We start from the raw sequence: 23,366 nt of genomic DNA, 5'->3' as shown, positions 1-23,366 counted from the left end.
AAGGAATAATGATGAAAATCAACAGATACAATTGGAAAACGATGAATTCTAAGGAGAAAGAAACTCTTTTTTCCCGTTCTGAAATAGATATAAAAGATGTACAGGAAAGTGTTAAGGACATTATAAAACAGGTTAGAGAGAAGGGAGATACCGCTCTTTTATCCTTAAACCATAAATTTGATAAGACCCCTTTAGACATGAAATTGAGGGTCAGTGAACAGGAGTTTGACCAGGCTGAAAGCCTTCTCTCTGAAGAAGTGAAAAAGGCACTGCAATACTCCATCGACAATGTCAGACGCTTTCATAGCAGTCAGTTACCTGAAGCCATGAAAATGGTCGAGATCCAACCGGGACTTCTGGTGGGAGAAAAAGCCATTCCTATCGATTCTGTAGGATTATACGTTCCCAGGGGACGGGGATTTTTCCCCTCCATGCTCTACATGCTGTCCATCCCCGCGGTTACGGCCGGAGTCAGGAGAGTCTGTGTTGTGACCCCTCCCGATGAAAATGGAACCGTAGACCCGGCCTGCCTCTATGCCGCCAAACTCTGTGGAGTTCATGAGATTTATAAAGTCGGTGGCGCCCAGGCTATTGCCGCTTTGGCCTATGGAACCGAATCTATTGAAAAGGTAGAAAAACTCAGCGGACCGGGAAGCATGTATGTAACTGCCGCAAAAAGACTGCTCTATGATCAGGTTGATGTGGGTCTGCCTGCTGGTCCATCTGAGTCCATTGTTTTGGCAGACGGTTCAGCCAACCCTCAGAAGGTCGCGCTGGATTTGATGATCGAAGCAGAACACGGTTCCGACTCTGCTGCCTTGTTAATCACCCATGACAGCAATTTAGCAGACAACTGTGAAAGGATCATTAAAGAATTATGTGCAGAGCTCCCAGAACCGAGGAAAACCTTTGTTGAGGATGTCATGAAGGGCTATGGCGGAATCATCGTGACCGATTCACTGGAAGAATCGGCGGAAGTTGCAAATCTCTTTGCCACAGAACACCTTCAAATACAAACAAAAGAACCATTTCATACACTGTCATTGATCAAAAATGCCGGAGAAATTCTCCTGGGAGAGAATACGCCTTTCTCCATTGCAAATTATGCGGCCGGCCCCAATGCTGTCCTGCCTACCGGAGGAAATGCAAAAACCTGGTCGGCTGTCTCAGTTCGGGATTTTATAAAGTATTCTTCTGTTATTTTCAGTACAGAAGCAGCCCTCAACGAGATTTCGCCCCACGTAGAATGCCTTGCCGATTATGAAGGCTTTACAACTCATGGGGATGCCCTGAAAAAAAGAAGAAAATAATGCAAAAATTTTCTGATATTGATGATGCCTTCCAATGGGTTGAGTCTTTCACAAACCTTGAGAAGAATACCAAGGATTTAAAGAGAAAATACAGGCCGGACCGAATGGTTACGCTTTTGGAACATTTTGGGAATCCCCATAAGAGCTTTAAGATCATTCATATAGCCGGCTCAAAAGGAAAGGGGTCCACATCGGTCCTCCTTGCCTCCGCACTCATCCAGACGGGTTTTAAAACGGGTTTATATACTTCTCCTCACGTTTTGCACTACAAAGAGAGGATTCAGGTCAATGGGTCTGTTCTCCCGGATCAACAGTATATCCAGGGCATCAACACCATGAGAGAGGGACTTCATCTTGATTTGCCCGGTCATACAAAGCCAACGACCTTTGAGTTATTGACCCTCTTAGCCTACCTCATCTTTCAACAGCAAGACTGCAGCTGGTGTGTATTGGAAACGGGCCTTGGAGGACGTTTGGATGCGACCAATACGGTCTATCCCGAAGCAGTTGTACTGACCCCCATCGAAAAAGAGCATACCCAATGGCTGGGGGAAGATCTTCTTACCATAGCCGGAGAGAAAGCGGGAATCATCAAAGAGAATCGGCCTGTATTTTCCTCTCCTCAAAAAGAGGAAGTCCGCAATCTTTTTAGTCAAAGATCTACGGAAAAAAATGCCTTGTTCCACTACCTGCCCGATATGGTGAAGGACATTGAGAGTACGGTATATCTAGATGGAACCGCCTTTACAATTTCAAGACATCAGCAGCCACCTGTTAAGGGGAAGCTCTCCATGATTGGCCACATCCAATCCTGGAATGCCGCTTTGGCTCTGGAAGTGTTAGTGCATCTTTTCCCTGAGGTAGATACTCAAGTCTGGCTGAAGGGGTTTGAAAAAGCCACACTCCCCGCCCGCATGGAAGTTTTATCACAGGACCCTCTGATCCTGTGCGATGGTTCTCACACGCCCAAGTCGGTTGAGATGGCTTTAAAGACCTTTATGGATCTCAGCGGGGAGTATAAAAAGAAAAACCTCCTTTTTGCCTGTCAGGATGATAAGGAAGTTGCTGATATTGCTCAAATTCTACACGAGAGTTTTGACTCCATTGTCATAACAACTCCCGGCTTCTTCAAAGAGAGTCATCCTCTTTCTGTTTATGAAACATTTTCATCTTTGATGAATCAGTGCCTGATGATAGAAGATCCCCAAAAAGCATGGCAATTTGTGCTGGAGTCCCAGGGAGCCACATTGATTCTCGGCTCCTTTTTCCTTGCCGGAGAAATAAAAAAAATTATAGAGGTAAACCATGAAAGATCCACGTCTTGAAGAACTAGCTCATTCTCTCGTCCATTATGCCACGGAGCTGCAAAAGGGAGAGAAGGTTCTCATACACATGAATGGCAGTCTGGCAGAACCTCTTGTGAAGGTTCTCATTGAGAAAGTCTATGAAGCGGGAGCCATTCCATTTTTCTCTCAGACGAACGAACGGATTCTCCGAGGTTTACTCAAGAATATAAGCGAAGAACAGCTGGAGATCATGGCAGAAGCAGACAGACTGCGGATGAGCCGGATGGATGCCTATATTGGAATAGGAAGTGTTGATAACCCTTCTGAAACAAGTGATATACCTCAAAAACTGATGAAGATGTATATGGAAAAATATGTCACTCCGGTTCATATGAAAGAGAGGATTAAGAATACTCGTTGGGTTGTTCTCCGCTACCCTACGGCGTCCATGGCACAGGCGGCCGGGATGAGTCAGGAAGGGTTTGAAGATTTTTACTTTCAGGTTTGTAATCTTGATTATAAAAAAATGTCCCGTGCCATGGATAAGTTGGTAGAGCTCATGGAACAGACCGATCGTGTGAGAATCACCGGCCCCGGTACGGATCTTCGTTTCTCAATTAAGGGCATGAAGGCCATTAAATGCGACGGTAAGATCAATATTCCCGATGGAGAGGTCTTCACTGCCCCTTTGAGGGAGAGCGTCCAAGGAACCCTGAGTTATAATTGTCCGGCTGAGTACATGGGTTTCAGCTATGAAAATATCAGCTTCACATTCAAGGATGGAAAGATTATAGAGGCAAAATCTAATGACAACGTCAGGATCAATGAAGTATTGGATACAGACGATGGGGCCCGCTACATCGGTGAGTTTGCCCTGGGTGTGAATCCCTATATCCTGCTTCCCATGAAGAACACTCTCTTTGATGAGAAGATCATGGGCAGTTTTCATTTTACTCCGGGAAATGCCTATGATACGGCGGATAACGGAAATAAATCGTCCATACATTGGGATTTAGTTTGCATTCAGACTTCCGAGTTTGGAGGAGGACAAATCTATTTTGATGATATACTAATCAGGGATGAGGGCATTTTTGTTGTGGATGAACTCAAAGACCTCAATCCGGAGCAACTGAAATAGCCTATGACAACAACCTTCAGGAAACATAGTGCGGCGCGACTGGTCAATTATCTCTTTCTCATCCCCTTTATACTGGCCTACAGACCGCTTTTGATCAGATATAACGGTGCAGATCTGCTCTGGTACACAATTGGAGTCTCCATTATTCTGATTATCATCTATATGAGTAACAGACGTCCTTATGTAATCCTGGATGAGACCAGACTCATTCTGAATCTTCACTATTATCAGAATCCTGAGGTTCATATTCTAGAAAGGATCACCTTGATAGAACCCATTGGAAGCCACTCCTGCCGCATTCATTCCCGGGATTTCAATCCTGTCAGGATTTCTTTGAATCCAAAAGATCTTAAAAAATTTATGGCAACACTCTCACAAAGGAATATAAAGATTAAAACACTATGAAATATACTGCCCTCTTCTCCATGACCCTTCTTCTCCTGTTCTCATGCAAGGCTAAAGATTTGGCAATACCCGATGCGGATGAAAGGCAGATGTTTAATAGTCTTGTCCATAATGGGATTTCGGCTTACATCGACAAAGAACTGGAAGCGGGCCATAAAATTCTGATCAATGGAAACAGCAGCTCGGTCGAACAATTTGCACTCCTAAAATACCTCATACCCGTTTTGCATGACAAAGATAGTTTAAATATTGGCTTTTGGTTTCTAAGGGGGAATAGCGATGAAGAGATTATCAGTTATTTGAGAGGCGACCAAGACGCTCTTAGTGCCTCTGAACTCCTGTTTAATACGGATCCCGTGTTGTGCGGGTTTCAAGAATATGCCGATTTTCTGGCTTATATGAAAGAATTCTATGAGAGTCTGGATACAAAGGAGGACATGATTATCAGCTCCTTTGACACGGCAACGGTCTATTTTGATTTGTATGCCCAGGGACGGAATCTTGAGGATTGGACAGACTTACTGCTTCATACACCATTAGTGATGCCAAATAAACGTGTAGAACTCCCCTTTGCAGGGCGTCTGTACTTTATGATGATCCATGACTGGCCCTTGAATCGTTATAGCGTCATAGAACTGAAAGATACCTTTTTGGAAGATCAGTATTTGACCAGTTATGACAAGAAGATGGAAAACACGGCGGGACAGAAGACCGATGCTCTAATTCTCCTCGATTTTCCACACTCCTACGAGGGTTTAACAAAATTGGAAGGATTCATTGGGGAGGGTAATGTGACCCAAGCCCTCGAGTCCTTTCCAAGACAGTTGATAAGAAAAAAACTAAAGCCTGCCAGCTATTTAGTGAATAAAAAAGTGGACTCCATTCACCGGAAGATCAATAGAAGAATGGCCAGGGAATATGAAAAAATCAGTGGTCTGTTACCGGTTCTTCAGGAATAGAATCTTTTTATAATATTTATTATACTGATCTCACTATGATACAAATTAATGAAAATTATAAGAAATTACAGGCATCTTACTTGTTTGTTGAGATTGCCAAAAGAGTTGCTGAATTTCAGAAGAAAAATCCTGATAAAAGCATCATTAAGATGGGAATCGGCGATGTAACCAAGCCTCTGCCCGAAGCTTGTCTCAAGGCCTTTCATGACGGAGTCGATGAGATGGCTGGAGAGGCCTCTTTCAAGGGCTATGGACCGGAGAAAGGTTACGAGTTCTTAAGACAGGCCATCGCCGAAAATGATTTTCACAGCCGCGGAGTCTCCATCACAGCCAATGATATTTTTGTCAGTGACGGAGCCAAATGTGATACGGGAAACTTTCAGGAGTTGTTTTCTAATAGCTCCCGGGTTGCCATACCCGACCCTGTGTATCCCGTTTATGTGGATACAAATGTCATGGCCGGACGATCAGGAGTTGCCAAGGGTTCCCGTTATGAGGGTTTTCAGTATATGGAAGGCTCCGAAGCAAACGGATTTGTACCAGGCCCCGAAGGCGTTGAGGCTGACTTGATCTACCTCTGCTACCCCAATAATCCCACAGGAGCCGTTGCGACCAAGGAACAGCTTCAAAAATGGGTGGACTATGCCCTAAAGAACAAGGCACTGATCCTCTTTGATGCGGCCTATGAAGCCTTTATCACCGACCCTGAAATTCCTCACAGTATCTTTGAGATACCCGGAGCAGAAAAAGTAGCCGTCGAGTTTAGAAGTTATTCTAAAACGGCCGGTTTTACAGGAACACGTTGTGCCTATACAGTCATTCCCGCCAGCTGCGTTGTCTGGGATGCTGAAGGGAACGAATATTCTCTGCAGAACCTTTGGAACAGGAGACACTCCACAAAGTTCAATGGTGTTTCCTACCCCGTTCAAAAAGCTGCTGCGGCCATCTATACCGAAGAAGGAAAGGCTCAGGTCAAAGAACTGATTGACTACTACATGAATAACGCCTCCATCATCCTCAAAAAGATGAAAGAAGCGGGATTTTCTTGTACTGGAGGAGTGAATTCTCCTTACATTTGGGTCAACACAGGTCGGGACAGCTGGGAAACCTTTGATATGATTTTGAACAAAGCAGCCGTTGTTTTGACACCGGGAAGCGGTTTTGGACAGTGCGGTGAAGGTTATATCCGCATCAGCGCCTTTAACAGCCTTGAAAATGTTGAAAAGGCCATGGACAGAATTACAAAAGCCCTCAAAAGCTAAAGCATTAACCGAAAAAAGGGATAGGTCATTTCTTTGATCTATCCCTTTTTTTATGTCAATTCAATGGCTGTGGCAACCGAAAATATGAATAAATATACAATAATAAATCTGGACAGATATTAATGATCGATGATGCCATGGAACCCGGAAAAGAATATCAAATAGACGAGAGCAGACAAATTTATTTTTCTCTTGTCACATTCTTTATTTTGTCCTCATTATTCTTAATTTTTACCCTGCTATCGGCACAATTCAAAGATTCATTTAAACTTGTTCATGCCCTCAGCACTCTCTGGTTGGGGACCATATTCCTACGCTATGATAAGAAAATTATTCTTGGTGAAAGGGAGGTTTTGAAAGCCTGTTTTCCCCTCATATTGAGCCCCCCTCTTCTCCTCTATTTGATGAGTTCCTTCCAATACCTCATCATCTTTAACGTAGTTCTGGCCGTATTTTCAATTTATTTTTTGTATTCATTTTCCCTAAAGGAAAAAACAAATATCCTCTTTTATATTCTTTTTAGTAGTGGATACCTCCTTGCCTCCATTTTTCATAGTGTTTTCAGTTTTATGGACATCATCAACTCCGGTGCCATTCTGCTCCACATTCTCATTCTGTCCCTGGGCCTGGCTTTCAGGAAGATTCGCTGTGAAACAGAAGAGTTGATCAATTGTCGCAGAAGCCTTGGCCTTCTTAAAAACACAACGGAGAGAAGCGATGATGGAGATTCTCTTTTAGGCATTTACAACAAGGCGGGAGGAATGAAAGTTCTCAGGCAAACCATGAAATGGTCTCAGCGCTATGAGATTCCCCTCACTGTTTGCTATATGGAACTCAATGGGAGCCGGGATGAGCATATTCATTCAATCACCAGAGATATTTTTAAGAGGATCCGAGAGACAGACACCCTCTTCCGCCTGGGTAAATCAGAAATGCTTCTGATTCTTCCTGATTGTGAAAAACATAATGCCGCCTCTGTGATGAACCATATCAAAGAGGTCCTGTCTCAAAATACAATGGGAAAGATTCTTCACTACGGCCTTGCCGATTTTCAATCTGAGCTCGACCGGTCCCCAAACGAGCTGATTATCTCCGCCAACCAGGCCAGTGTCATTGCCTGAAAAACAAAGCTCCTCTTTTCTCTTGTAATTGTTCATCAGTAAATCATAATTATAGGAATGATGACTCATGAATTTTCTAGTACAAAGATTATAGGAACTATTGGCCCGGCCTGTTCTGATCCTCAAATTTTAAAAAGCATGATCAAGGCTGGTTTAAATGTCGCTCGTATCAACTGTTCCCATGGTGAACCAGAAGAACTCCTGGCCCTCATTGATTTTGTCAATAAGACCTCGGCAGACATGGGTTTTCACATTCCCATTTTAGCCGATTTGAGCGGTCCTAAAATTAGATTGGGCAAGCTCGCTCATGATATACCGGTGAATACAGGTGATGAAATTATTCTCTGCAGCGATGATACCAAGTCATCTCCCAACAAGCTGAGCGCCGGCTACCCAGGACTTGCCGAGGATATCAGTAGGGGCCACAAGATCCTCATAGACGACGGACTGATTCAGTTGGAAGTGATTGAAGTGTCCCCACCAGACATCAAATGCAGAGTCATGAATACTGGGGTACTAAAATCCAGAAAGGGAATAAATCTACCTGGTGTTCCCATCAGCCTTTCCGCCTTAACTGAGAAAGACAGAGGAGACATCGACTTTCTGGTCTCCGCAAAAATAGACTATATTGCCCTTTCCTTTGTCCGCCGGAAAGAGGATATTCAGGAACTGCGAAGTCTACTCAAGGAAAAGGGCTGTCATCTGCCCATCATAGCCAAGGTAGAGAAACCAGAGGCTCTGGAGGATCTTCAGGGCATTGTTGACGAAGCGGATATCATCATGGTGGCCCGGGGAGACCTGGGTGTTGAAATTCCCACAGAAGAAGTCCCTGTCATACAAAAGAAGATCATCTCATTGTGTAACAGTGAAAATAAGCCTGTTATCACAGCAACTCAGATGCTGGATTCCATGATAAGCAATCCCCGTCCTACCCGTGCCGAGGCCAGCGATGTGGCCAATGCAGTATTTGACGGAACAGATGCGGTGATGCTCAGTGGTGAAACCTCTGTGGGTCAGTATCCTCTGGAAACTGTTAAAATTATGAAAAAAATCGTCAAGATGGCGGAACAGAATTTATCGGCTGAGCGGCTGATCAGCCTGAGAAGGCGGGAAAAAATCAAGAGTCACGAGGCGTCTATCTGCAATGCCGCATGCATCATGGCCGAACAGGCGGGAGCTAAGTTTATCATTGCCATCACACGGTCGGGTCTGACGGCACTCCTTCTCAGCCAGTACCGTAGTTCTGTTCCCATCCTGGCCTTTACAGAGAATGAAAAGACCATGCGATATCTGAATATAGTTTGGGGTGTGAGAGCCGAAAAAATATCAGATGTCAATGATACTGACCATACTCTGAAGCTGGCTCTCCAACTGGCTAAAGACCGGGGGTATGTTCAAAAAGGCGACACCCTTATTTATGCAACGGGAATCCCCCTCTTGGAGAGCAAGGCTACCAACATGATTAAAATAGAAAAAGTATAAGGAGATTCCAGTGGATAGAGAACAATTACGTAAACAGCTTAAGGTATGGTTTATCATTCATTTTGCCGCAGATATTTTAACGGCACTCCCCCTTATGATCCTTCCAACGGTCTTTTTAACCGGTTTGGGATGGACCGCTGTGGATCCTGTGGCCAGCAGAATTTGCGCTGCCGCCCTTTTTGGTATTGGTATAGAATCACTATTGGGAAGAAACTCGGATGTTCAGACCTTTAAAGCCATGCTGAATTTAAAAATCATCTGGTCATTCACCGCCGTTGTTGGCTTTATTATAGACCTTGCTGCACGTACCCATGGCAACCCTCCGGCACTCTGGGCATTTCTTGTCATCTTTGTTCTTTTTCATATTCTCTGGGTCTATTACAGAGTGAAGATTCACACGATCAGTACTAGATGAGATATTAGCGTAGTATTTTCTTAAGAGGCACCCCGGCCTGTTTGCTCACTTCTTTGAGCTTTTTCATGCTGATGGGTTTTACCATGTAACTGTCACACTCATTTCTATAGGCATTGACGATTTGATTCTGGTCATCCAGTGCGGAAACCATGATGATTTTTGCTTTGAAAGGACAGTCATTTTCTTTTTCATAGTTTCTTATATAGTCCAGGACTTCGAATCCATTACTCCTTGGAATCACAATGTCCAGATAAATGACGTCATAGGGATCTTTTTCAATCCAGGCCAGTTGAAAAGCGGTGATGGCTTCATCCCCGGAAATTGCCACATCACAGAGGCAATAATCTCTCAAATATTTCAACATAAGCTTTCGACCGATAAAGTCGTCATCGACTATTAATGCATGCACAATAAAATCCTCACTTCCTGAATTATACAATAAAAATTCATTTATATACCACAATCTATATATCCGTATCCAATAAATTATGCCTGTTTTATTTTCATACCTTTATACAGAGTCGTCAAGAGATAAATGATGTAGAGTATGGAGGCTGTTATGGCAATGATATAGAAGGATAGCAGCAGAGAATAGGCATCCCCTATCCATCCCAAAAGGGGAAACAGCAGGATCATGAGCAGGCTGAACACCATGGACTGATAGGATAGAATTGTCGCACGGAACTCACCGGGGATCAGTTTATTGATATAATCGCTGACGGTGACGATGAGTATGCCTTCAAACCCTCCTGTGAATATAAAAAACAGCGATTTAAAGGAGGTCAGTGCCACACCCCAAAGGCTAAAGAGTAAAAGAAGGGGCAAAAACAACAACAGACGCTGCTCCCCTATTTTCTTGTCCAGTTTTGGGGCGGCCATGGCGGTCAGCCCTGCGACAAGGCCCTGAATTGCAAAGGTATACCCCATGGTCAATTCAGTGATGCCGACAGATTTCCACCAGGTTTGAAGATAGAAGAATAAACAGGTTGCAAATACGAAGATTCCTTCTGAAAAAATGATTAAGAAGGCAATTTTTGGCTCTTTTTTGATCACAAGAATACTGCTGCGGCTGTGGTGTGCCAAGGATTGAAAGATGCTGAAAATGAGTCTTTTGTCCTCCGTTTTCACTGCCTTTATGCCTAGGGGTTCTACCATTAAAAAGGCATTGATGAGGGATAGAAAAGCAAAGATCATGGTGATGGTAAAGACAATATTGTAATTTTTTGTTGCGAAATATCCTCCGCATAAGAAAGCCATAATAGAGGCCAACTGGTATATCAGTTCTTTTTTCCCCCTGGTTCCCATATAGGCCGATTCTTTCTCGAGATAAACCAGAGTATCGTAAACCAGGGCTTCTCCGGCTCCGGATTCAAGGTTATAACTCATGGCTGTTAGAATGAATCCTATAGACTGAAATAAAAAGGAGTCGGAAGTCCATAAGAAGATGAGGCTGAAAATAAAAAAGAGCCGTCCCAGGATGCGGCTGTGCTTCCTACCCCACAGGTCTGCCACGGCTCCTGTGGGTACTTCCATCAAAAAAGATGTCATATGAAAGATTCCTTCCAGGAGTCCCAGTTCCAGGAGGGTGAAGCCTTTCAGGCTGAGATATATCATCCATAGGGCATGCAACAGGTTTAAGTTGGATAAGAAAGTGAAAGAATAATCCAGGTTGATATTCCTGGCCATTTTATGTTTCATGAACAATCTCCACATCAATAAGAAATACCAGCCCCGGCCTGTTAAAATATGAGGTGCGGGTAACCAATAAATCAGATTCTGTGGTTATTCAAGCGGTTTCAGCTTCTTTTGAACCAGATTTGAATCTTAGGCTTTATCAGATATACGCTGAACCATATGGGGAGTGAAACAAGAACCTGTGATCCCGCCCGTCCCAAATGATTTACAACTACAGAAAATTATGCCACAGAAAATCAGGATAGAAAAGTATGTATCGGGTAATATTGGGGTTTCTTCAATAAAGGCGATGGATTCTCATGCTAATACAAGCTCTCTTTTCATCAGTTTGTAATAGAGGTAGAACGTAATCAGTGAATCAAAGACAATTCCCAGGCCAAAGAGGATGGCTATGCCAGTCAAACTGGGAATAAAGAGCCCTTTCAGGTACAACGCATATGCTCCTATATAAAAGATAAGATTTGTTGCCAGAGACTGTAACAGCATTAGATCTGTTCTCCCTATTCCATAAAAAATACTGTCAACAACATTGTTGTAGGCAAAAACGATATAAAATATGAGAGAAACCAGGGCAATATTGAAGATTTCGATTGGATTCTGAACTCCCATGACATTGAAGAGAAAGCCTTTCCAAAATGGAATAGTGAGAATCCAGAGCAGTACGAATATTGTCGTGAGGGACATATATCCCTGGAAGAACCTTTGAATATTTGATGAGTCTTCCGCGCAGTCCCGTTTTATCAATTCCCCTAAAGCCAGTACCGGGAGTAACAACCACCCCCATATAAAGTTGTTGGTGACCCAGAATGTTCCCTGCTCATTCACAACATTGATCATCCGGAGTATCACGATCATAAAGGCGAGGTTCCGGACTAATGACTCAATACCGGAATATCCTCCGATTCGCAGCCACTCCCGGGTCCAACGAAAAGACAAGGGTCGATTATTTCGAATAATACTATAGCCGGATCGAGTAAGGGAAAACAAACTTATTCCAACCAGAATTACACTTGTAAGTAGGTTTGAGAAGGCAATGCCATTGACTCCTATATTCAGGGAAAAAGGCAATGAGCTGATCAGCAGCGTATCAAAGATCAGGGAGAGGGACATTTGAAGGGCTAAAAAGATGTAGATGACCCGTTCCTTATTGATCAGTATAAAAACCGGCAGAAGAAAACGGAACAATATAGAAAAGACGACAGCCAATGATTCCCAGCGGATATATATGACTGTGGCAGGGACAAGATCAGATTGCTGAGCCATCATGAGAACCAGTGGTTCAGCCATTACAGCGATAAGAATTGAAAGTACACAATAGAGAACAAAAGTGATGATAAGCCCCGTCCGTAATCGGTTTTCCAGGTCTTCTTTATCTTTGATGACTTTCCCAAAAAGAAAGAAGACAGGCAGCAGTATGGCCTCATTCATTATCTCATATAAAAGATTCACCCAGGAGAGCTGGGATGCTATATTTACACCCCAGTCACTGGGCATATCTCCCAGGAATCGAACTCTCACGGCCATATAGATGGCAGGAAACAGACCTGACAATATAAGGGCCAGTAACATTTTATAGTTGATGTTTTTAAGTGATTTGCTTATTTGAAACATAGATTCTCCTTATGTTGATAGGTCCAACTGAAACCTTGTTGTTGAAAAATAGAGCCAGCCTCATCCTCTGAAACAGGAACTAGGCCGCTTGTTTGTAGCTGGGAGATTCACCAATAATACTTAGATTTGGATAATTGATATAAATCATTGGAGTAGAACTGGAGAGTCCTTATCCACCTTAATACCTCCAAACCTTCTCTTTCTTTTTGCGTAAACTAAAGAATACGAATCCATACATGATCAGGTTCTGAAATAAAACCAGTTTTATGGCATCCTGCAGATAGCCCTTTCTCACAACATTGGTTTTATGATTGAACACATTGAACCCCAGAAGCATTCCGGGAGCACCACCTAAAGAACTAATGGCAACCAAACGAACTTCAGGAACTCGGGAAGAACCGTTCACGGCTGATTGTTTGTCCATACGGACAGTAACAAAGGTATAGATATTCAACAGTACTAACAGAATCAGGATCATCTTTTTCAGCATAATATACCCCTCAAGAATAAATATTGATTATTTATTAGCAAAAAATATGCCATTTGCTCACAGATGGATTGAGTACCATAATATTATTGAAAGAGAAGCTTAGATTTGGCTTTTAAACCCTTAAATGGTGTAAATGACCTGGGGAATCTTAAGGCTTTCGGACTTGAATTGAATCACCAGACAGATCTGATGTGTTATTCAGCCATAGCTGGACACTAGGATGATTATTGTAATCAGCCTTTTTGACAGCACATACAAATTATTGCATTGCATCTTGAAATATATTAACCGAATAGGTTATAATTAAACTAACCGTTTCGGTTAGTCATATTTTAAGGAGCAATACTATGAAACCATGCAGGGAGTTATTATGTTAAAAGATCAATGTCCAATCTGTGGTGGAGATCTGATTAGAGAAACGCGGAAGTTTACATCAAATTACAAGGATCAAGAGTATTCTTATGATCAGATAGGGGATTGGTGTGATGAATGTGATGAATCTTTTTTTGGACCTGAAGACCTAAAAGTCTCTAAGAAAGAAAGAACTGACAAAAAAAGAGAAATAGATCATTTATTGAGAACTGAAGAAATCAAACAATTCAGAAGCAAGATGAAACTATCACAGAAGGATGCCAGTATTCTCTTTGGAGGGGGCCCCATGGCTTTCTCAAAATACGAAAGGGGGGAACAGTCTCAAAGTAGATCTACTGATATTCTAATGAAACTATTATTGAACAATACTATTTCATTAGATGATATAAAAAAGGTTGATTGTGTCTGAACTGCTTTTTCAGAAGAAGGATCTGAGGGGTATCCGAGCCATAATGTATAAAGACTTGGTCAATGCTAACATAATATTTGCTTATTAACATATTTAATGTTAGTATCTAAATTTAATGTTAGTTTGAAGGTGCACGAAATGAATGACTTGGTTGAAAGAACGATACAGTATGTCGAATCAATCCTTGGTGTTTTTCTTTCTGTAAAAGACTATACACAAAAAGACCATCTCTCTCTCCTCCTTCAGAACCACTATAAAATTTTCGAAGCCAATTTGTTGGATGAAATTGTCTTGCTTATAATCCCCCGTGAAAAGAAAAATCAATCTCCATCAATTCTTAAGAAACATTTTTTTCAAATTGAAAAGAAGACAGGCCTGTATTCTATCTATCTCTGTAATGAGACGAATTCATATGCCAGGAAGGAGCTGATAAAAAATAAAATTTCCTTTATTGTACCAGACAATCAATTGTACCTTCCCCGCCTCGGTGTTTGTCTAAGGGAGTATTATAAAAGCAATCTTGTCACAGGGAATCTGTCTCTCAGTACGGTTGCACAACTTGTACTTCTTTACCATTTTCATAATAGAGAGAGGACTGAACTATCTCCATCTTTTCTGGCTGCAAAACTGGGTTACTCAACCATGTCATTCTCTAGAGTTTTTAAAGAACTGGAAGTATTGAATCTGGGAACATTAAAGAAGCAGGGAAGAAAAAGGATTATTGTTTTTAACTATAAAGGGGAAGAACTGTGGAAGGCTTCATTACCCTTTATGGTATCTCCGGTGAAAAGGATTATATCGATACCGTCTGATTATGAAGTTTCAAAGGAATTAGCCCTCAGCGGACATTCTGCTTTATCCAAACGTACGATGATAAATCCTCCTCCCCATCCGGTTTATGCCATGTCATTAACATTGTTCAATGCTCGTATGAAAAATGAGGTATGGGAGATCCTACCTGACGGATCGTCAGACAAAATAGATCTTCAGCTGTGGCGTTATAATCCAGTACTCTTTTCTACAGAGAATAAAATAGACAAGCTCTCTCTCTACTTGAGTCTCAAAGATAATGGGGATGAACGTATTGAATCTGCTCTGGAGGAGCTATTGGAAGATTTTAAGTGGTAAGAGGACTGGATCTTTTTATTAAACACTTTAAGGACTATGAAAATAATTTTGTTCTTATTGGAGGGACAGCCTGCGCTATACTGATGGAAGAAGCTGGAGCTGATTTCAGGGCTACAAAGGATTTGGACATTGTTCTGATAGCTGAGGCTCTCAATTCTGAGTTTGTTGAAAAAATGTGGGCCTTTATAGAAAAAGGGCGATACCAAAACAAGATGAAGGGATCGGAAAAGAATATCTTCTATCGTTTTGCAAATCCAGAAGATGATACTTTTCCAAAAATGCTTGAATTATTCTCAAGAAAACCTGATCAACTGTTTTACTCTGGTGAAGGATACCTGACTCCTCTCCCTATGGAAGAAGATATTTCAAGTCTTTCAGCAATTCTTCTTGATGAGGATTACTATCGTTTTCTTAAGCAAGGGAAAATCCTTATCAATGATATCCCTGTTTTGGGAACAGAGTACCTGATTCCATTTAAGGCAAAAGCCTGGATTGATCTTACTGAACGGAAAAAGCAAGGCGAACCCGTAGATAGTAAAGTGATAAAGAAACATAAAAATGATGTATTCAGATTGGCATTAATTGTTGAGGACAAGCCAGTATCCATACCAAAAACCATAGCTGATGATATGCAATCCTTCCTTGACGAGATGAAGAGTGATTCACCGGATCTTAAAACTTTAGGTATTCGAAAAATTACTATAGAAACAATATTGAAGAAATTAGATGAACTATACAGCTAACCCCACTTCCAATGTTTATCCTCAAGGAAATGAATTTAAGTGGGTTTGAGACCAACCATCTCATATCGCGATATGCAATATTTTTCTACAGACAATTTCAATTTAGACATGAATTCCTTTCTTCTCTAGTTAAAAGGACATAGGATGAGTCGGTTAAAATGACTTTTAGAATAAGGGATACAGAATCTGCTTGCCCCCTGTTCCCCTATCTCCTACAATAAGATGATGTCCAAAAAATCAGCAGACCTTTATGATCACACCCTGGATTATTACAACTCAAATGCTGCGGAAACATTCCGTCTGTACGGCTCAAAACCAAGTCCTTACAAAGACAGATTCAAAGCGTACTTTAAAGCAGAAAGTGAAATCCTTGATATTGGAAGCGGTTCCGGCCGGGATGTCCAGACCCTACTGGAACAGGGATTTGATGCCTACGGTATGGATGCTTCTGAAGAACTGATCAGGCTCTCAAAATCCGGCTTCAAAGAACTGGCTGATCGATTTAAAACAGGGTCACTTCCCGATGAAATACCTGATACTTTCTCCAATCGGGAATGGGACGGAATACTCTGCTCCGCCGTCCTGCAGCACATCCCTGACAATCATCTGTTTGATACCACTTTTACATTCCACCGTCTGCTGAAGATCGGCGGCAGGCTCCTTGTCACGGTCCCCCTAACCTACCCCGGCATCATCAACGACAGAGATGCCAAAGACAGACTCTTTAGAATCAGGCCGGCCCAGGAGTATGTCTTTCTCTTTGAACGGATCGGTTTCCAGCTGGTTTCACAGGAAGAGAGATCAGACGGTCTGAACAGAGGGGGCATCAGCTGGAGTGAACTGCTTTTTCAGAAGAAAGATCTAAGCGGTATCAGGGCTATTGATGGGGTTTAATCTCAAACAAGTATTTCTTAATCAGACGCTTGGCATTATCATTTACTTTCAAATCGCATCCCGGCGTCCACCAGGCGACTGCGCTATTTCACTTTTTGGCTGAGGATGACCCGTTGCCTCTACAACAAAGACTTTTGTATCGTTACGTATAGGCTTATTGTTCCAGACAGGTCCCAGGTAGGCATCAAAGTAGCGGGCAGAATGGGCAATCATCCCTGTTTCTTCTTCCAATTCTCTTTTACAGGCATCCTTTCTTGTTTCTTTTGGATGTGCCTCGCCTCCTGGTAAAGAGTAATATTTCTTTCCCTTATCCAGAACAAGAAGTATACCCTTCTCCGTTTCTACCAAAGCAACACCTTTTCGCCTTATACGGACTTTTTGATTCATAGAAACCTCCGATTACAGCCATTTGACTGGCGTCTCTTCTAATATAAAATTTATTTCTTCCTTTATCAAAACGACTGTTCACCTATAAAAAAGATAAAGCCTAAATAAAAGGAAAAATACGAAAGAAAGATATGAAAATTAAAAAAAACAGACTACCCCTATTTATAATCAAAATTATCATGCCGGGGGGACATAGAATGAGGAGGTCTGCATTATTTATTTTTATACTGTCCACTCTTCATTTGCGCCTCTATAATATACAAATACATATTTCTGGAGGCCCCTATGACAGCCATTCAACGATTGACCAACCTTTCCGCCTCGGACCCTGGATTTTACCTGGTTGCCCTATCTGCCTATATCGAACATATCCTGAATGAACAAATAACAGCGGAACCTTTTGAACACCCCAATTTTGGGGATAAACTCTTCTCTCTTAAACGAAAGATGGCTGATACCTCAAAAGAATATATCCCCGAACTCCAATCTTTCAACGGTATAAATCATGACAGGATACTGACCAATGGAATCCGTCACAATTTTGACAGCATCAGCAAAGAGGAGGCATTGGCCGCCACCCACAGGTTTATTCAGTTTTGCCGGCTTATGCACACAGCTGAGGAAGAGGCTCTGAATAGTCTCTCAGACACTCTGAAATCCTGGCATGACCGGATCGACCTCACAGCTGAACTGAAAGACTATGCAAATCTTAAATGGGAGGCCTTTCAGGCTCAGAGAGAAAATAGAGAGTTACTGGCACAACTGGAAGCCTATCAGATGCTCCAGGGTGAAAAAGAACAGTTGGAGGAAGACCTCAAACTCACATCTGCCAATATGGCTCAATTAGCACAGAAAGGTCTGAAATCAGAAGAAAAGAACAAAGAGCTCAGGGATGAACGGCAGAATCTTAAACTCCGTCTCAGGGAAGCAGAGACAAAACTGAAGGACTTCAAACCTATTCAGAACTATACGGAAGAATTAAAACGAATGGTCTTTTACACGAGGACCCGGAGAGACTACGAACAGACCCTGCTGAGGCTCTCGGCAGAACAGAAAGAGATCCTGGGAAGGATTCCAGAACAGGGTGATTTTTTGATCACCGGAGCTGCAGGTACGGGTAAAACCTTTATCCTCCTGGAAGCCCTCCGGCGGGATATAAAAAGCCGGAAGGAATCACTCCTGGATGACGGCTCCCTTATCCTGCTCTCCTACACAAGAACCCTGGTAAAATACAACAGTTATATATCCACCATTATGCATCTGGACTCCCGTCCAGATGATCTGATCAGTACGGTGGACTCCTGGTTCCTTCATATGCTGCAGAAAATCCATCCCGGATTGACTGTGGACTATAAGACCCTGAAAAAACTCTGCAAAGAAACTGATTGTCCCGCTTTTCTCACTCCCCTCCAGCTGGAAGCAGAGCTTGAGAACTTTATATACTCATCAGGATACAGCAGGGAGCAGTATATTGATGATATGGTCGGTCGTCGGGGCATGAAGATTCCCCTTTCAAGGGTGCAAAGAGAGGAAGTCTGGAGGATCAAAGAAAGTCTGGAAGCAAAGATGTTCGCCTCCGGCCTGGTCAGTAAAGGGTATAGCCGAACCCTTATTGCAGCCTCCCTTCCAGGAGCTGAAATCGATAGAATTTTTATAGACGAGGTGCAGGATATCAGCACCCTGGAGCTTAAAATTTTAAAAAGCCAGACCCACAAGGGTATTGTTATGGCCGGAGACACAGGGCAGAGCATCTACTCCTTCCAGTCACCCTATAAACATTCAGGAATTAAAATCCAGGGGCACAGTAGTGTTCTCAAAATGAACTTCCGCAGTACCCGGGCCATCATGGAGCTCTGTCAAAACTTCCGGGATGATGAAAAAGATCTCTCCGCCTTCCGGGAAGGACCAGCTCCGGAGCTCTTTACGGCGGAACACATACAGGATCTTTATTCGATGCTGCAAAAGAGGCTGACCTTCCTCATCAACACATTAGAGTACGATCCTGAGAATATATTCATTCTGGTTCCATCCTATCAATTTGAGAATAAGATCAGCCAGGCTGTCAGAGAGGCTGGATTTAACAGCACAACAATCATGGATCGTCAATTTGACTTCCTGGAATCCGGTAAGGTCCGCATCTCCACACTTCATTCCAGTAAGGGTCTGGATATGCCTGTGGTGCTGCTCTTCCTTCCCCGTTTGGAACAGGGGATCAAAGGGCTGGATGAGGGAACAGAGGATAAGATCAAAAAGAACCTGCTCTATGTCAGCCTGACCCGAACCATGGATATCCTCAATGTGTTTATGAAAGAGAAGCCTGAGGATGAGCTGTTGAAGACCGTATTGGAAGCCTTCCGGGGGTAGGTCAATACATCTGTAAATATTACAGATAAACCATATAATCAAAATACAATTTCTTGAAATGAATTAACCATATTGTAAGGAGTTAAATTAAAACTATTTATGAGTGCGTACATTGATTTGAGCTGGTCATTACTACCAAATCATTCTCTTAATGAGCTAATATCAAAAGGTGAGGGCATTTACTCAGCTGAGGATATATTAAATTTTATTTTGGATTCAAAATACCGCTCTATACTGAAAATGCTTATGGATAATAATGATGAAATATTTCTACATTTCATAGAGCTTGAAAAAATCAGTCAAACTCATTGGAAGATGATTAATAGTCATCCTGAATATATGCAGGATCTTATCAGTCTGATTAACAACCTTCCATGGGATCTTGATGAAAAAACTATAAAAATAGACCAGAAATTTATTTCAACACTAATAAATCAAAAGAGTAAGATAACATCATATGGCGATGATTTAGATTCTTTTTCAGAAAATGATATTAAATGGATAACTGAACATGTTTGTAATGATTATGGACAAACAATCATTATGAATTTCAATTCAATCAGCGCTGTACTAGTAGTATTAGATCAAGCAGTAATAAATCTGTATGTTGCCCAAATGGATCGTTAGATATATTAAATTTTATTATGTTAAAAATGGAGAATGGAAATGAAATTATTCAGACAGATAGAACAAAACAAAATTAAAGGGGAAATTTTCTTGCATTCTATGCCTGGAAGAAATGAAAATCTTGATGAAGTAATAGTTGAATTAAAAAATCACGATATATCAAAAATAATTTGCCTTGTAGATAAATCTGAGATTCAGTACAAATCAAAAGATTACTTAGAGGCTGTAAATAATGGCCAACTAAGTAACATTCCAATAATATACAATCCAGTTCCGGATTTTGGGATACCAACAGGTGAAAAAGCTCTTTTAGAATATGAATCAGCGCTTAAGCAGGCTTATGAACAACTTAAAACAGAGAATATCTTGATTCATTGTGCTGGAGGAATAGGACGTACTGGAACTTTTTCCATTATATTACTTAGGATGATTGGTTATTCTTTAGAAGAAGCTAAAAGAATTACATCAGACACAGGCTCAGGTTCAGAAGGACAAGAACAGAAAGATTTCTGTCGAAATTATATAGTTTGAAAATAAGAATTACACAAATTGCTTTTTAAATTTTTCATATGAATCAATTCCTGTAAAATAAATCCCAAAATCATTATCAGAATATTTATCAATCCTAACTGAATCAATTCCAACATCTTTCAAAAGCTCATATGTTGCCAATTCACCGGGATTGAGATTCAGACCTCGCCTTAAGATCCACTCTCCTAAATCTCGGTTGCTTTGAGACATTAAAGCCTTTCCACCCTGCTGACATATTTTAGCAATAATTGTTTCACCTGTAGGCCATTTCAAATTGAAAGTAGTATCTCTTGGAGGAAAAAAACCAGGAAAAGTCTGATGAATCAGTCTTGGAACAGGAATATACAGTTCATTTTCATGACGATCTCTACCCCGAGCATTCCATTGATTCAGTCCGCTCCGTTCAAACACTTTTTTTATTCCTTTTTCGATACCATACAGAGGTAGATAAACAGAACCTATTACAACACTTCTTTCGATCATGTATTCTTCATGTATATGTTCAGCTGCAAACATTAACTCAGTGTTTTTTGAAGGCAGTAAGTCAAGCAACATTTCTAATGGATTATCAATAATATCAATAGGAAATGATGTCGTGCACGTACTGGTTTGAAATCTCTTTAACAAAGTACTTTTGGATAACGAAAAACTATATTCATGTAATGAGTCTTTGAATCTAATAGTATTTTTTATTTTTTTGATCGAGGAGATATTCTCAATATCAATATAATCCATATTTTCTTCGAAAATATGGAATTCTTTGTTCGAACGCAGCACACAATGATATAAGAGAGAGTCGATATTAAAGGTATCTTGTGCAAACTTGAGACGACGATTTCTTAATTCAGCAATTTTTATAATCTGATCATGAAGAGGTCGAGTAATATATTCAGGTCTGTCTTGATTAAATTCAGCAACTTTTTGAAGTGTTTTATCATTTCCTCTTAAAAAAGTTTTTAGCCCAAAACCTATACCGTTTTTTATAGAATCAACCGCAATATCATTCCTGGATAAATCATCAGCAGAAAATGCTTTGCAAAACACTTTCTCTGCAAGTCTGTAATTCAAATATGGAACATCAGAATCCGAAAATAGATTAGAAAGACTTCCAGCTAAAATCAAATACATCATATAATTATCTTTTTTAGTACTATTTTGGTCAAGAAAAAACATGGGAGTAATCCTTCATTAATATTGCAATTCGGTTTCTCGGAGAACTCTTATTATTTCTTCAGCGATTCTCTGAACAACAGGGACTACAACAGAGTTTCCAGCTTGCTTATAACAATGGGACAAAGCCATATTCTCAGGAAACTTAAAACCATCAGAAAATCCCTGAAACCGGATACATTCCTGAGGAGTTAATTTACGATAACCATAATTATCAATGATCAAGGGAACATTATGTCCACCTGTTCCCATATTAGCAGTCAAAGTCGGACAAACATTACTTTTATTTTCCCGTACATAAACTCTTCGCCACTGATAGATTGTGTCTCTACGCTTCATCTCTGCATTTAAAACTGGGTAATATTGGTGATCTTTATTGTAGTAGAATCTATCATCTTTTTTATCATGATCTAAGAGATCTGCAATAATATTTGTAAGTTTGATTGGGGTAGGAATCTGGAATTTTGATGATCTCAATTCATTATCGACATCTGATTCTGTATTGAAATTGGCCTCATTTTTAAATCCAACAATATAGATTCTTTCCCTCGTCTGTGGGATATTACCATAGTCTTTTGAATTTAAAATAAACGGAATAAACGAATATTCTAAATCATTGATAATGGTTTTCTTTATTACCGATAAAGTATTGCCATTATCATGATTGGCTAAGTTTTTAACATTTTCGAGAAGATAAGCTTCAGGCCGAATTTTATCAATGAAGCGGGCTGTTTCAAAAAAAAGATTACCCCGACCCTTTTTGTCATTAAATCCCTGTCTATAGCCTGCAATAGAAAATGCCTGACAGGGAAATCCTGAAGTGATAATATCAACATTACTTACATCTTCGGTCTTAAGATTATGTATATCTTCCTCATAGAGAGTTGTGTCTTTGAAATTATGACGATAAGTCTCACATGCTTTCTTATCAAATTCATTAGCCCAAATGACTTTGGCTCCAGCCCCTTTAAATGCTGAGCAGATACCACCGATACCTGCAAATAAACTACCAACAGTAAATTCTTTACTCATTCAATTGTTTCCTTAGTATTTCAGCTAATTTTTGAGTATCTTTAGTTTCACATTCCCAAATAAGAACTGTTTTCCATCCCATATCATGTAGTGTTTTAACGTTTATTTTATCACGTTCTGTATTCCTTTGCAGCTTCTTTATCCAATATTCAGTATTACTTTTCGGAATGTTGGCTCTAGAGCAATCAGTATGCATATGCCAAAAGCATCCATGAACAAAAACTACTGTCTTATGTCTTGTTAAAACAATATCAGGCTTACCTGGAAGAACTCCATTTTTGATATAACATTTATTTACTTTTCCAAAAAGCCTAAATCTATATCCCAACCTATGAAGAACAGAGCGAACTATAATTTCAGGTTTAGTATCAGATGAACGGATTCTACTCATATTTTGACTTCTTTCCAGTTGAGAAAGATGATCCATTTATAGGCTCCTCAAAAATTATAGAATATTTATGATTAAATAGCAGCTAGCTACTATAACAATAGGCTCATTCTAGAATCTTTTCATAATTCATATATTAAGTTCAGT

The 23,366-nt window shown here is 40.9% G+C and carries 24 protein-coding genes; 16 read left to right on the top strand and 8 right to left on the bottom strand.

All coding sequences use genetic code 11. From position 1 onward, the window contains the following. The first annotated feature begins 8 nt into the window (after window positions 1–8). From hisD to EXM22_RS04830, 9 genes are all read left to right on the top strand, one after another. Window positions 9–1,310 carry a histidinol dehydrogenase gene (gene hisD, locus EXM22_RS04870; RefSeq protein WP_149485434.1) on the top strand — a complete coding sequence of 434 codons (1,302 nt, stop codon included), beginning with the start codon at window positions 9–11 and terminating at the stop codon, window positions 1,308–1,310. Next, window positions 1,310–2,635 (top strand): bifunctional folylpolyglutamate synthase/dihydrofolate synthase, encoded by a 1,326-nt coding sequence (locus EXM22_RS04865; protein WP_149485433.1) that lies wholly within the window; start codon window positions 1,310–1,312, stop codon window positions 2,633–2,635. The genes hisD and EXM22_RS04865 overlap by 1 nt, the downstream gene beginning before the upstream one ends. Next, entirely contained in the window at window positions 2,616–3,734 is a 1,119-nt protein-coding gene (locus EXM22_RS04860; protein WP_149485432.1) for an aminopeptidase, read from the top strand. Before EXM22_RS04865 ends, EXM22_RS04860 begins: the two co-directional genes overlap by 20 nt. A gap of 3 nt (window positions 3,735–3,737) precedes the next feature. Further along, window positions 3,738–4,139, top strand: a complete 402-nt coding sequence (locus EXM22_RS04855; protein WP_149485431.1) for a hypothetical protein — start codon at window positions 3,738–3,740, stop codon at window positions 4,137–4,139. After that, window positions 4,136–5,098: a hypothetical protein gene (locus EXM22_RS04850; protein WP_149485430.1), complete on the top strand. Its 963-nt coding sequence runs from the start codon at window positions 4,136–4,138 to the stop codon at window positions 5,096–5,098. The genes EXM22_RS04855 and EXM22_RS04850 overlap by 4 nt, the downstream gene beginning before the upstream one ends. Before the next feature lie 35 nt (window positions 5,099–5,133). Then, on the top strand, window positions 5,134–6,360 hold the full coding sequence (locus tag EXM22_RS04845) for an LL-diaminopimelate aminotransferase (RefSeq protein ID WP_149485429.1): 1,227 nt from the start codon (window positions 5,134–5,136) through the stop codon (window positions 6,358–6,360). Between the two features lie 122 nt (window positions 6,361–6,482). Then, window positions 6,483–7,481: a diguanylate cyclase domain-containing protein gene (locus EXM22_RS04840; protein WP_149485428.1), complete on the top strand. Its 999-nt coding sequence runs from the start codon at window positions 6,483–6,485 to the stop codon at window positions 7,479–7,481. A 57-nt stretch (window positions 7,482–7,538) separates the two neighbouring features. Further along, window positions 7,539–8,963, top strand: coding sequence for a pyruvate kinase (gene pyk, locus EXM22_RS04835; protein ID WP_149485427.1), 1,425 nt, complete (start codon window positions 7,539–7,541; stop codon window positions 8,961–8,963). Window positions 8,964–8,973: 10 nt separating this feature from the next. Beyond that, window positions 8,974–9,378, top strand: coding sequence for a hypothetical protein (locus EXM22_RS04830; protein ID WP_149485426.1), 405 nt, complete (start codon window positions 8,974–8,976; stop codon window positions 9,376–9,378). 4 nt (window positions 9,379–9,382) lie between these two features. Here EXM22_RS04830 and EXM22_RS04825 read toward each other — a convergent pair whose 3' ends face one another. The 4 genes from EXM22_RS04825 to EXM22_RS04810 form a co-directional block, all read right to left on the bottom strand. Beyond that, window positions 9,383–9,787, bottom strand: a complete 405-nt coding sequence (locus EXM22_RS04825) for a response regulator (RefSeq protein WP_149485425.1) — start codon at window positions 9,785–9,787, stop codon at window positions 9,383–9,385. 77 nt (window positions 9,788–9,864) lie between these two features. Then, complete coding sequence (locus tag EXM22_RS04820; protein ID WP_149485424.1) at window positions 9,865–11,076, bottom strand: MFS transporter; 1,212 nt, start codon at window positions 11,074–11,076, stop codon at window positions 9,865–9,867. Window positions 11,077–11,370: 294 nt separating this feature from the next. Continuing rightward, window positions 11,371–12,684, bottom strand: coding sequence for an MATE family Na+-driven efflux transporter (locus tag EXM22_RS04815; RefSeq protein WP_149485423.1), 1,314 nt, complete (start codon window positions 12,682–12,684; stop codon window positions 11,371–11,373). 178 nt (window positions 12,685–12,862) lie between these two features. Further along, window positions 12,863–13,174: a DUF1294 domain-containing protein gene (locus EXM22_RS04810; protein ID WP_149485422.1), complete on the bottom strand. Its 312-nt coding sequence runs from the start codon at window positions 13,172–13,174 to the stop codon at window positions 12,863–12,865. A 370-nt stretch (window positions 13,175–13,544) separates the two neighbouring features. On the opposite strand from EXM22_RS04810, the gene EXM22_RS04805 reads away from it, so the two are divergent. The 4 genes from EXM22_RS04805 (at window position 13,545) to EXM22_RS04790 (ending at window position 16,720) form a co-directional block, all read left to right on the top strand. Further along, a complete protein-coding gene (locus EXM22_RS04805) occupies window positions 13,545–13,955 on the top strand; it encodes a type II toxin-antitoxin system MqsA family antitoxin (protein WP_168203349.1) in 411 nt (136 codons plus the stop codon). A 138-nt stretch (window positions 13,956–14,093) separates the two neighbouring features. Further along, on the top strand, window positions 14,094–15,083 hold the full coding sequence (locus EXM22_RS04800) for a hypothetical protein (RefSeq protein ID WP_149485420.1): 990 nt from the start codon (window positions 14,094–14,096) through the stop codon (window positions 15,081–15,083). A gap of 83 nt (window positions 15,084–15,166) precedes the next feature. Continuing rightward, window positions 15,167–15,826: a hypothetical protein gene (locus EXM22_RS04795; RefSeq protein WP_210411555.1), complete on the top strand. Its 660-nt coding sequence runs from the start codon at window positions 15,167–15,169 to the stop codon at window positions 15,824–15,826. Window positions 15,827–16,051: 225 nt separating this feature from the next. Continuing rightward, window positions 16,052–16,720: a class I SAM-dependent methyltransferase gene (locus EXM22_RS04790; protein WP_168203348.1), complete on the top strand. Its 669-nt coding sequence runs from the start codon at window positions 16,052–16,054 to the stop codon at window positions 16,718–16,720. 48 nt (window positions 16,721–16,768) lie between these two features. On the opposite strand, the gene EXM22_RS04785 is transcribed toward EXM22_RS04790, so the two are convergent. Beyond that, complete coding sequence (locus tag EXM22_RS04785) at window positions 16,769–17,107, bottom strand: NUDIX domain-containing protein (protein WP_149485417.1); 339 nt, start codon at window positions 17,105–17,107, stop codon at window positions 16,769–16,771. A 285-nt stretch (window positions 17,108–17,392) separates the two neighbouring features. On the opposite strand from EXM22_RS04785, the gene EXM22_RS04780 reads away from it, so the two are divergent. The 3 genes from EXM22_RS04780 (at window position 17,393) to EXM22_RS04770 (ending at window position 20,629) form a co-directional block, all read left to right on the top strand. After that, complete coding sequence (locus EXM22_RS04780) at window positions 17,393–19,471, top strand: UvrD-helicase domain-containing protein (protein ID WP_149485416.1); 2,079 nt, start codon at window positions 17,393–17,395, stop codon at window positions 19,469–19,471. A 99-nt stretch (window positions 19,472–19,570) separates the two neighbouring features. Beyond that, the gene (locus EXM22_RS04775) at window positions 19,571–20,098 is read left to right on the top strand and encodes a hypothetical protein (RefSeq protein ID WP_149485415.1); all 528 of its coding nucleotides are present in this window, start codon (window positions 19,571–19,573) and stop codon (window positions 20,096–20,098) included. A gap of 39 nt (window positions 20,099–20,137) precedes the next feature. Beyond that, a complete protein-coding gene (locus EXM22_RS04770) occupies window positions 20,138–20,629 on the top strand; it encodes a protein-tyrosine phosphatase family protein (protein WP_168203347.1) in 492 nt (163 codons plus the stop codon). Window positions 20,630–20,638: 9 nt separating this feature from the next. Here EXM22_RS04770 and EXM22_RS04765 read toward each other — a convergent pair whose 3' ends face one another. Genes EXM22_RS04765 through EXM22_RS04755 form a run of 3 tightly spaced genes read right to left on the bottom strand, consistent with a single transcriptional unit; the run spans window position 20,639 to window position 23,258 of the window. Beyond that, on the bottom strand, window positions 20,639–21,802 hold the full coding sequence (locus EXM22_RS04765) for a phospholipase D-like domain-containing protein (RefSeq protein ID WP_149485413.1): 1,164 nt from the start codon (window positions 21,800–21,802) through the stop codon (window positions 20,639–20,641). Window positions 21,803–21,817: 15 nt separating this feature from the next. Then, the gene (gene dcm / locus EXM22_RS04760; protein WP_149485412.1) at window positions 21,818–22,831 is read right to left on the bottom strand and encodes a DNA (cytosine-5-)-methyltransferase; all 1,014 of its coding nucleotides are present in this window, start codon (window positions 22,829–22,831) and stop codon (window positions 21,818–21,820) included. Continuing rightward, window positions 22,824–23,258, bottom strand: a complete 435-nt coding sequence (locus tag EXM22_RS04755) for a very short patch repair endonuclease (protein ID WP_149485411.1) — start codon at window positions 23,256–23,258, stop codon at window positions 22,824–22,826. The genes dcm and EXM22_RS04755 overlap by 8 nt, the downstream gene beginning before the upstream one ends. Between the last annotated feature and the right edge of the window lie 108 nt (window positions 23,259–23,366).

The organism is Oceanispirochaeta crateris (assembly GCF_008329965.1).
In the GTDB taxonomy this organism is placed as follows: domain Bacteria; phylum Spirochaetota; class Spirochaetia; order DSM-2461; family DSM-2461; genus Oceanispirochaeta; species Oceanispirochaeta crateris.
Note: the sequence above shows the minus strand (reverse complement) of the source record. Positions and strands in the feature narration are given on the sequence as shown.

Coding starts and splice junctions, on each gene's coding strand:
- hisD (WP_149485434.1), top strand. CDS start 9: ATGATGAAAATCAACAGATACAATTGGAAAACGATGAATTCTAAGGAG.
- EXM22_RS04865 (WP_149485433.1), top strand. CDS start 1,310: ATGCAAAAATTTTCTGATATTGATGATGCCTTCCAATGGGTTGAGTCT.
- EXM22_RS04860 (WP_149485432.1), top strand. CDS start 2,616: ATGAAAGATCCACGTCTTGAAGAACTAGCTCATTCTCTCGTCCATTAT.
- EXM22_RS04855 (WP_149485431.1), top strand. CDS start 3,738: ATGACAACAACCTTCAGGAAACATAGTGCGGCGCGACTGGTCAATTAT.
- EXM22_RS04850 (WP_149485430.1), top strand. CDS start 4,136: ATGAAATATACTGCCCTCTTCTCCATGACCCTTCTTCTCCTGTTCTCA.
- EXM22_RS04845 (WP_149485429.1), top strand. CDS start 5,134: ATGATACAAATTAATGAAAATTATAAGAAATTACAGGCATCTTACTTG.
- EXM22_RS04840 (WP_149485428.1), top strand. CDS start 6,483: ATGATCGATGATGCCATGGAACCCGGAAAAGAATATCAAATAGACGAG.
- pyk (WP_149485427.1), top strand. CDS start 7,539: ATGATGACTCATGAATTTTCTAGTACAAAGATTATAGGAACTATTGGC.
- EXM22_RS04820 (WP_149485424.1), bottom strand. CDS start 11,076: ATGAAACATAAAATGGCCAGGAATATCAACCTGGATTATTCTTTCACT.
- EXM22_RS04815 (WP_149485423.1), bottom strand. CDS start 12,684: ATGTTTCAAATAAGCAAATCACTTAAAAACATCAACTATAAAATGTTA.
- EXM22_RS04810 (WP_149485422.1), bottom strand. CDS start 13,174: ATGCTGAAAAAGATGATCCTGATTCTGTTAGTACTGTTGAATATCTAT.
- EXM22_RS04805 (WP_168203349.1), top strand. CDS start 13,545: ATGTTAAAAGATCAATGTCCAATCTGTGGTGGAGATCTGATTAGAGAA.
- EXM22_RS04800 (WP_149485420.1), top strand. CDS start 14,094: ATGAATGACTTGGTTGAAAGAACGATACAGTATGTCGAATCAATCCTT.
- EXM22_RS04795 (WP_210411555.1), top strand. CDS start 15,167: ATGGAAGAAGCTGGAGCTGATTTCAGGGCTACAAAGGATTTGGACATT.
- EXM22_RS04790 (WP_168203348.1), top strand. CDS start 16,052: ATGTCCAAAAAATCAGCAGACCTTTATGATCACACCCTGGATTATTAC.
- EXM22_RS04785 (WP_149485417.1), bottom strand. CDS start 17,107: ATGAATCAAAAAGTCCGTATAAGGCGAAAAGGTGTTGCTTTGGTAGAA.
- EXM22_RS04780 (WP_149485416.1), top strand. CDS start 17,393: ATGACAGCCATTCAACGATTGACCAACCTTTCCGCCTCGGACCCTGGA.
- EXM22_RS04775 (WP_149485415.1), top strand. CDS start 19,571: ATGAGTGCGTACATTGATTTGAGCTGGTCATTACTACCAAATCATTCT.
- EXM22_RS04770 (WP_168203347.1), top strand. CDS start 20,138: ATGAAATTATTCAGACAGATAGAACAAAACAAAATTAAAGGGGAAATT.
- EXM22_RS04765 (WP_149485413.1), bottom strand. CDS start 21,802: ATGTTTTTTCTTGACCAAAATAGTACTAAAAAAGATAATTATATGATG.
- dcm (WP_149485412.1), bottom strand. CDS start 22,831: ATGAGTAAAGAATTTACTGTTGGTAGTTTATTTGCAGGTATCGGTGGT.
- EXM22_RS04755 (WP_149485411.1), bottom strand. CDS start 23,258: ATGGATCATCTTTCTCAACTGGAAAGAAGTCAAAATATGAGTAGAATC.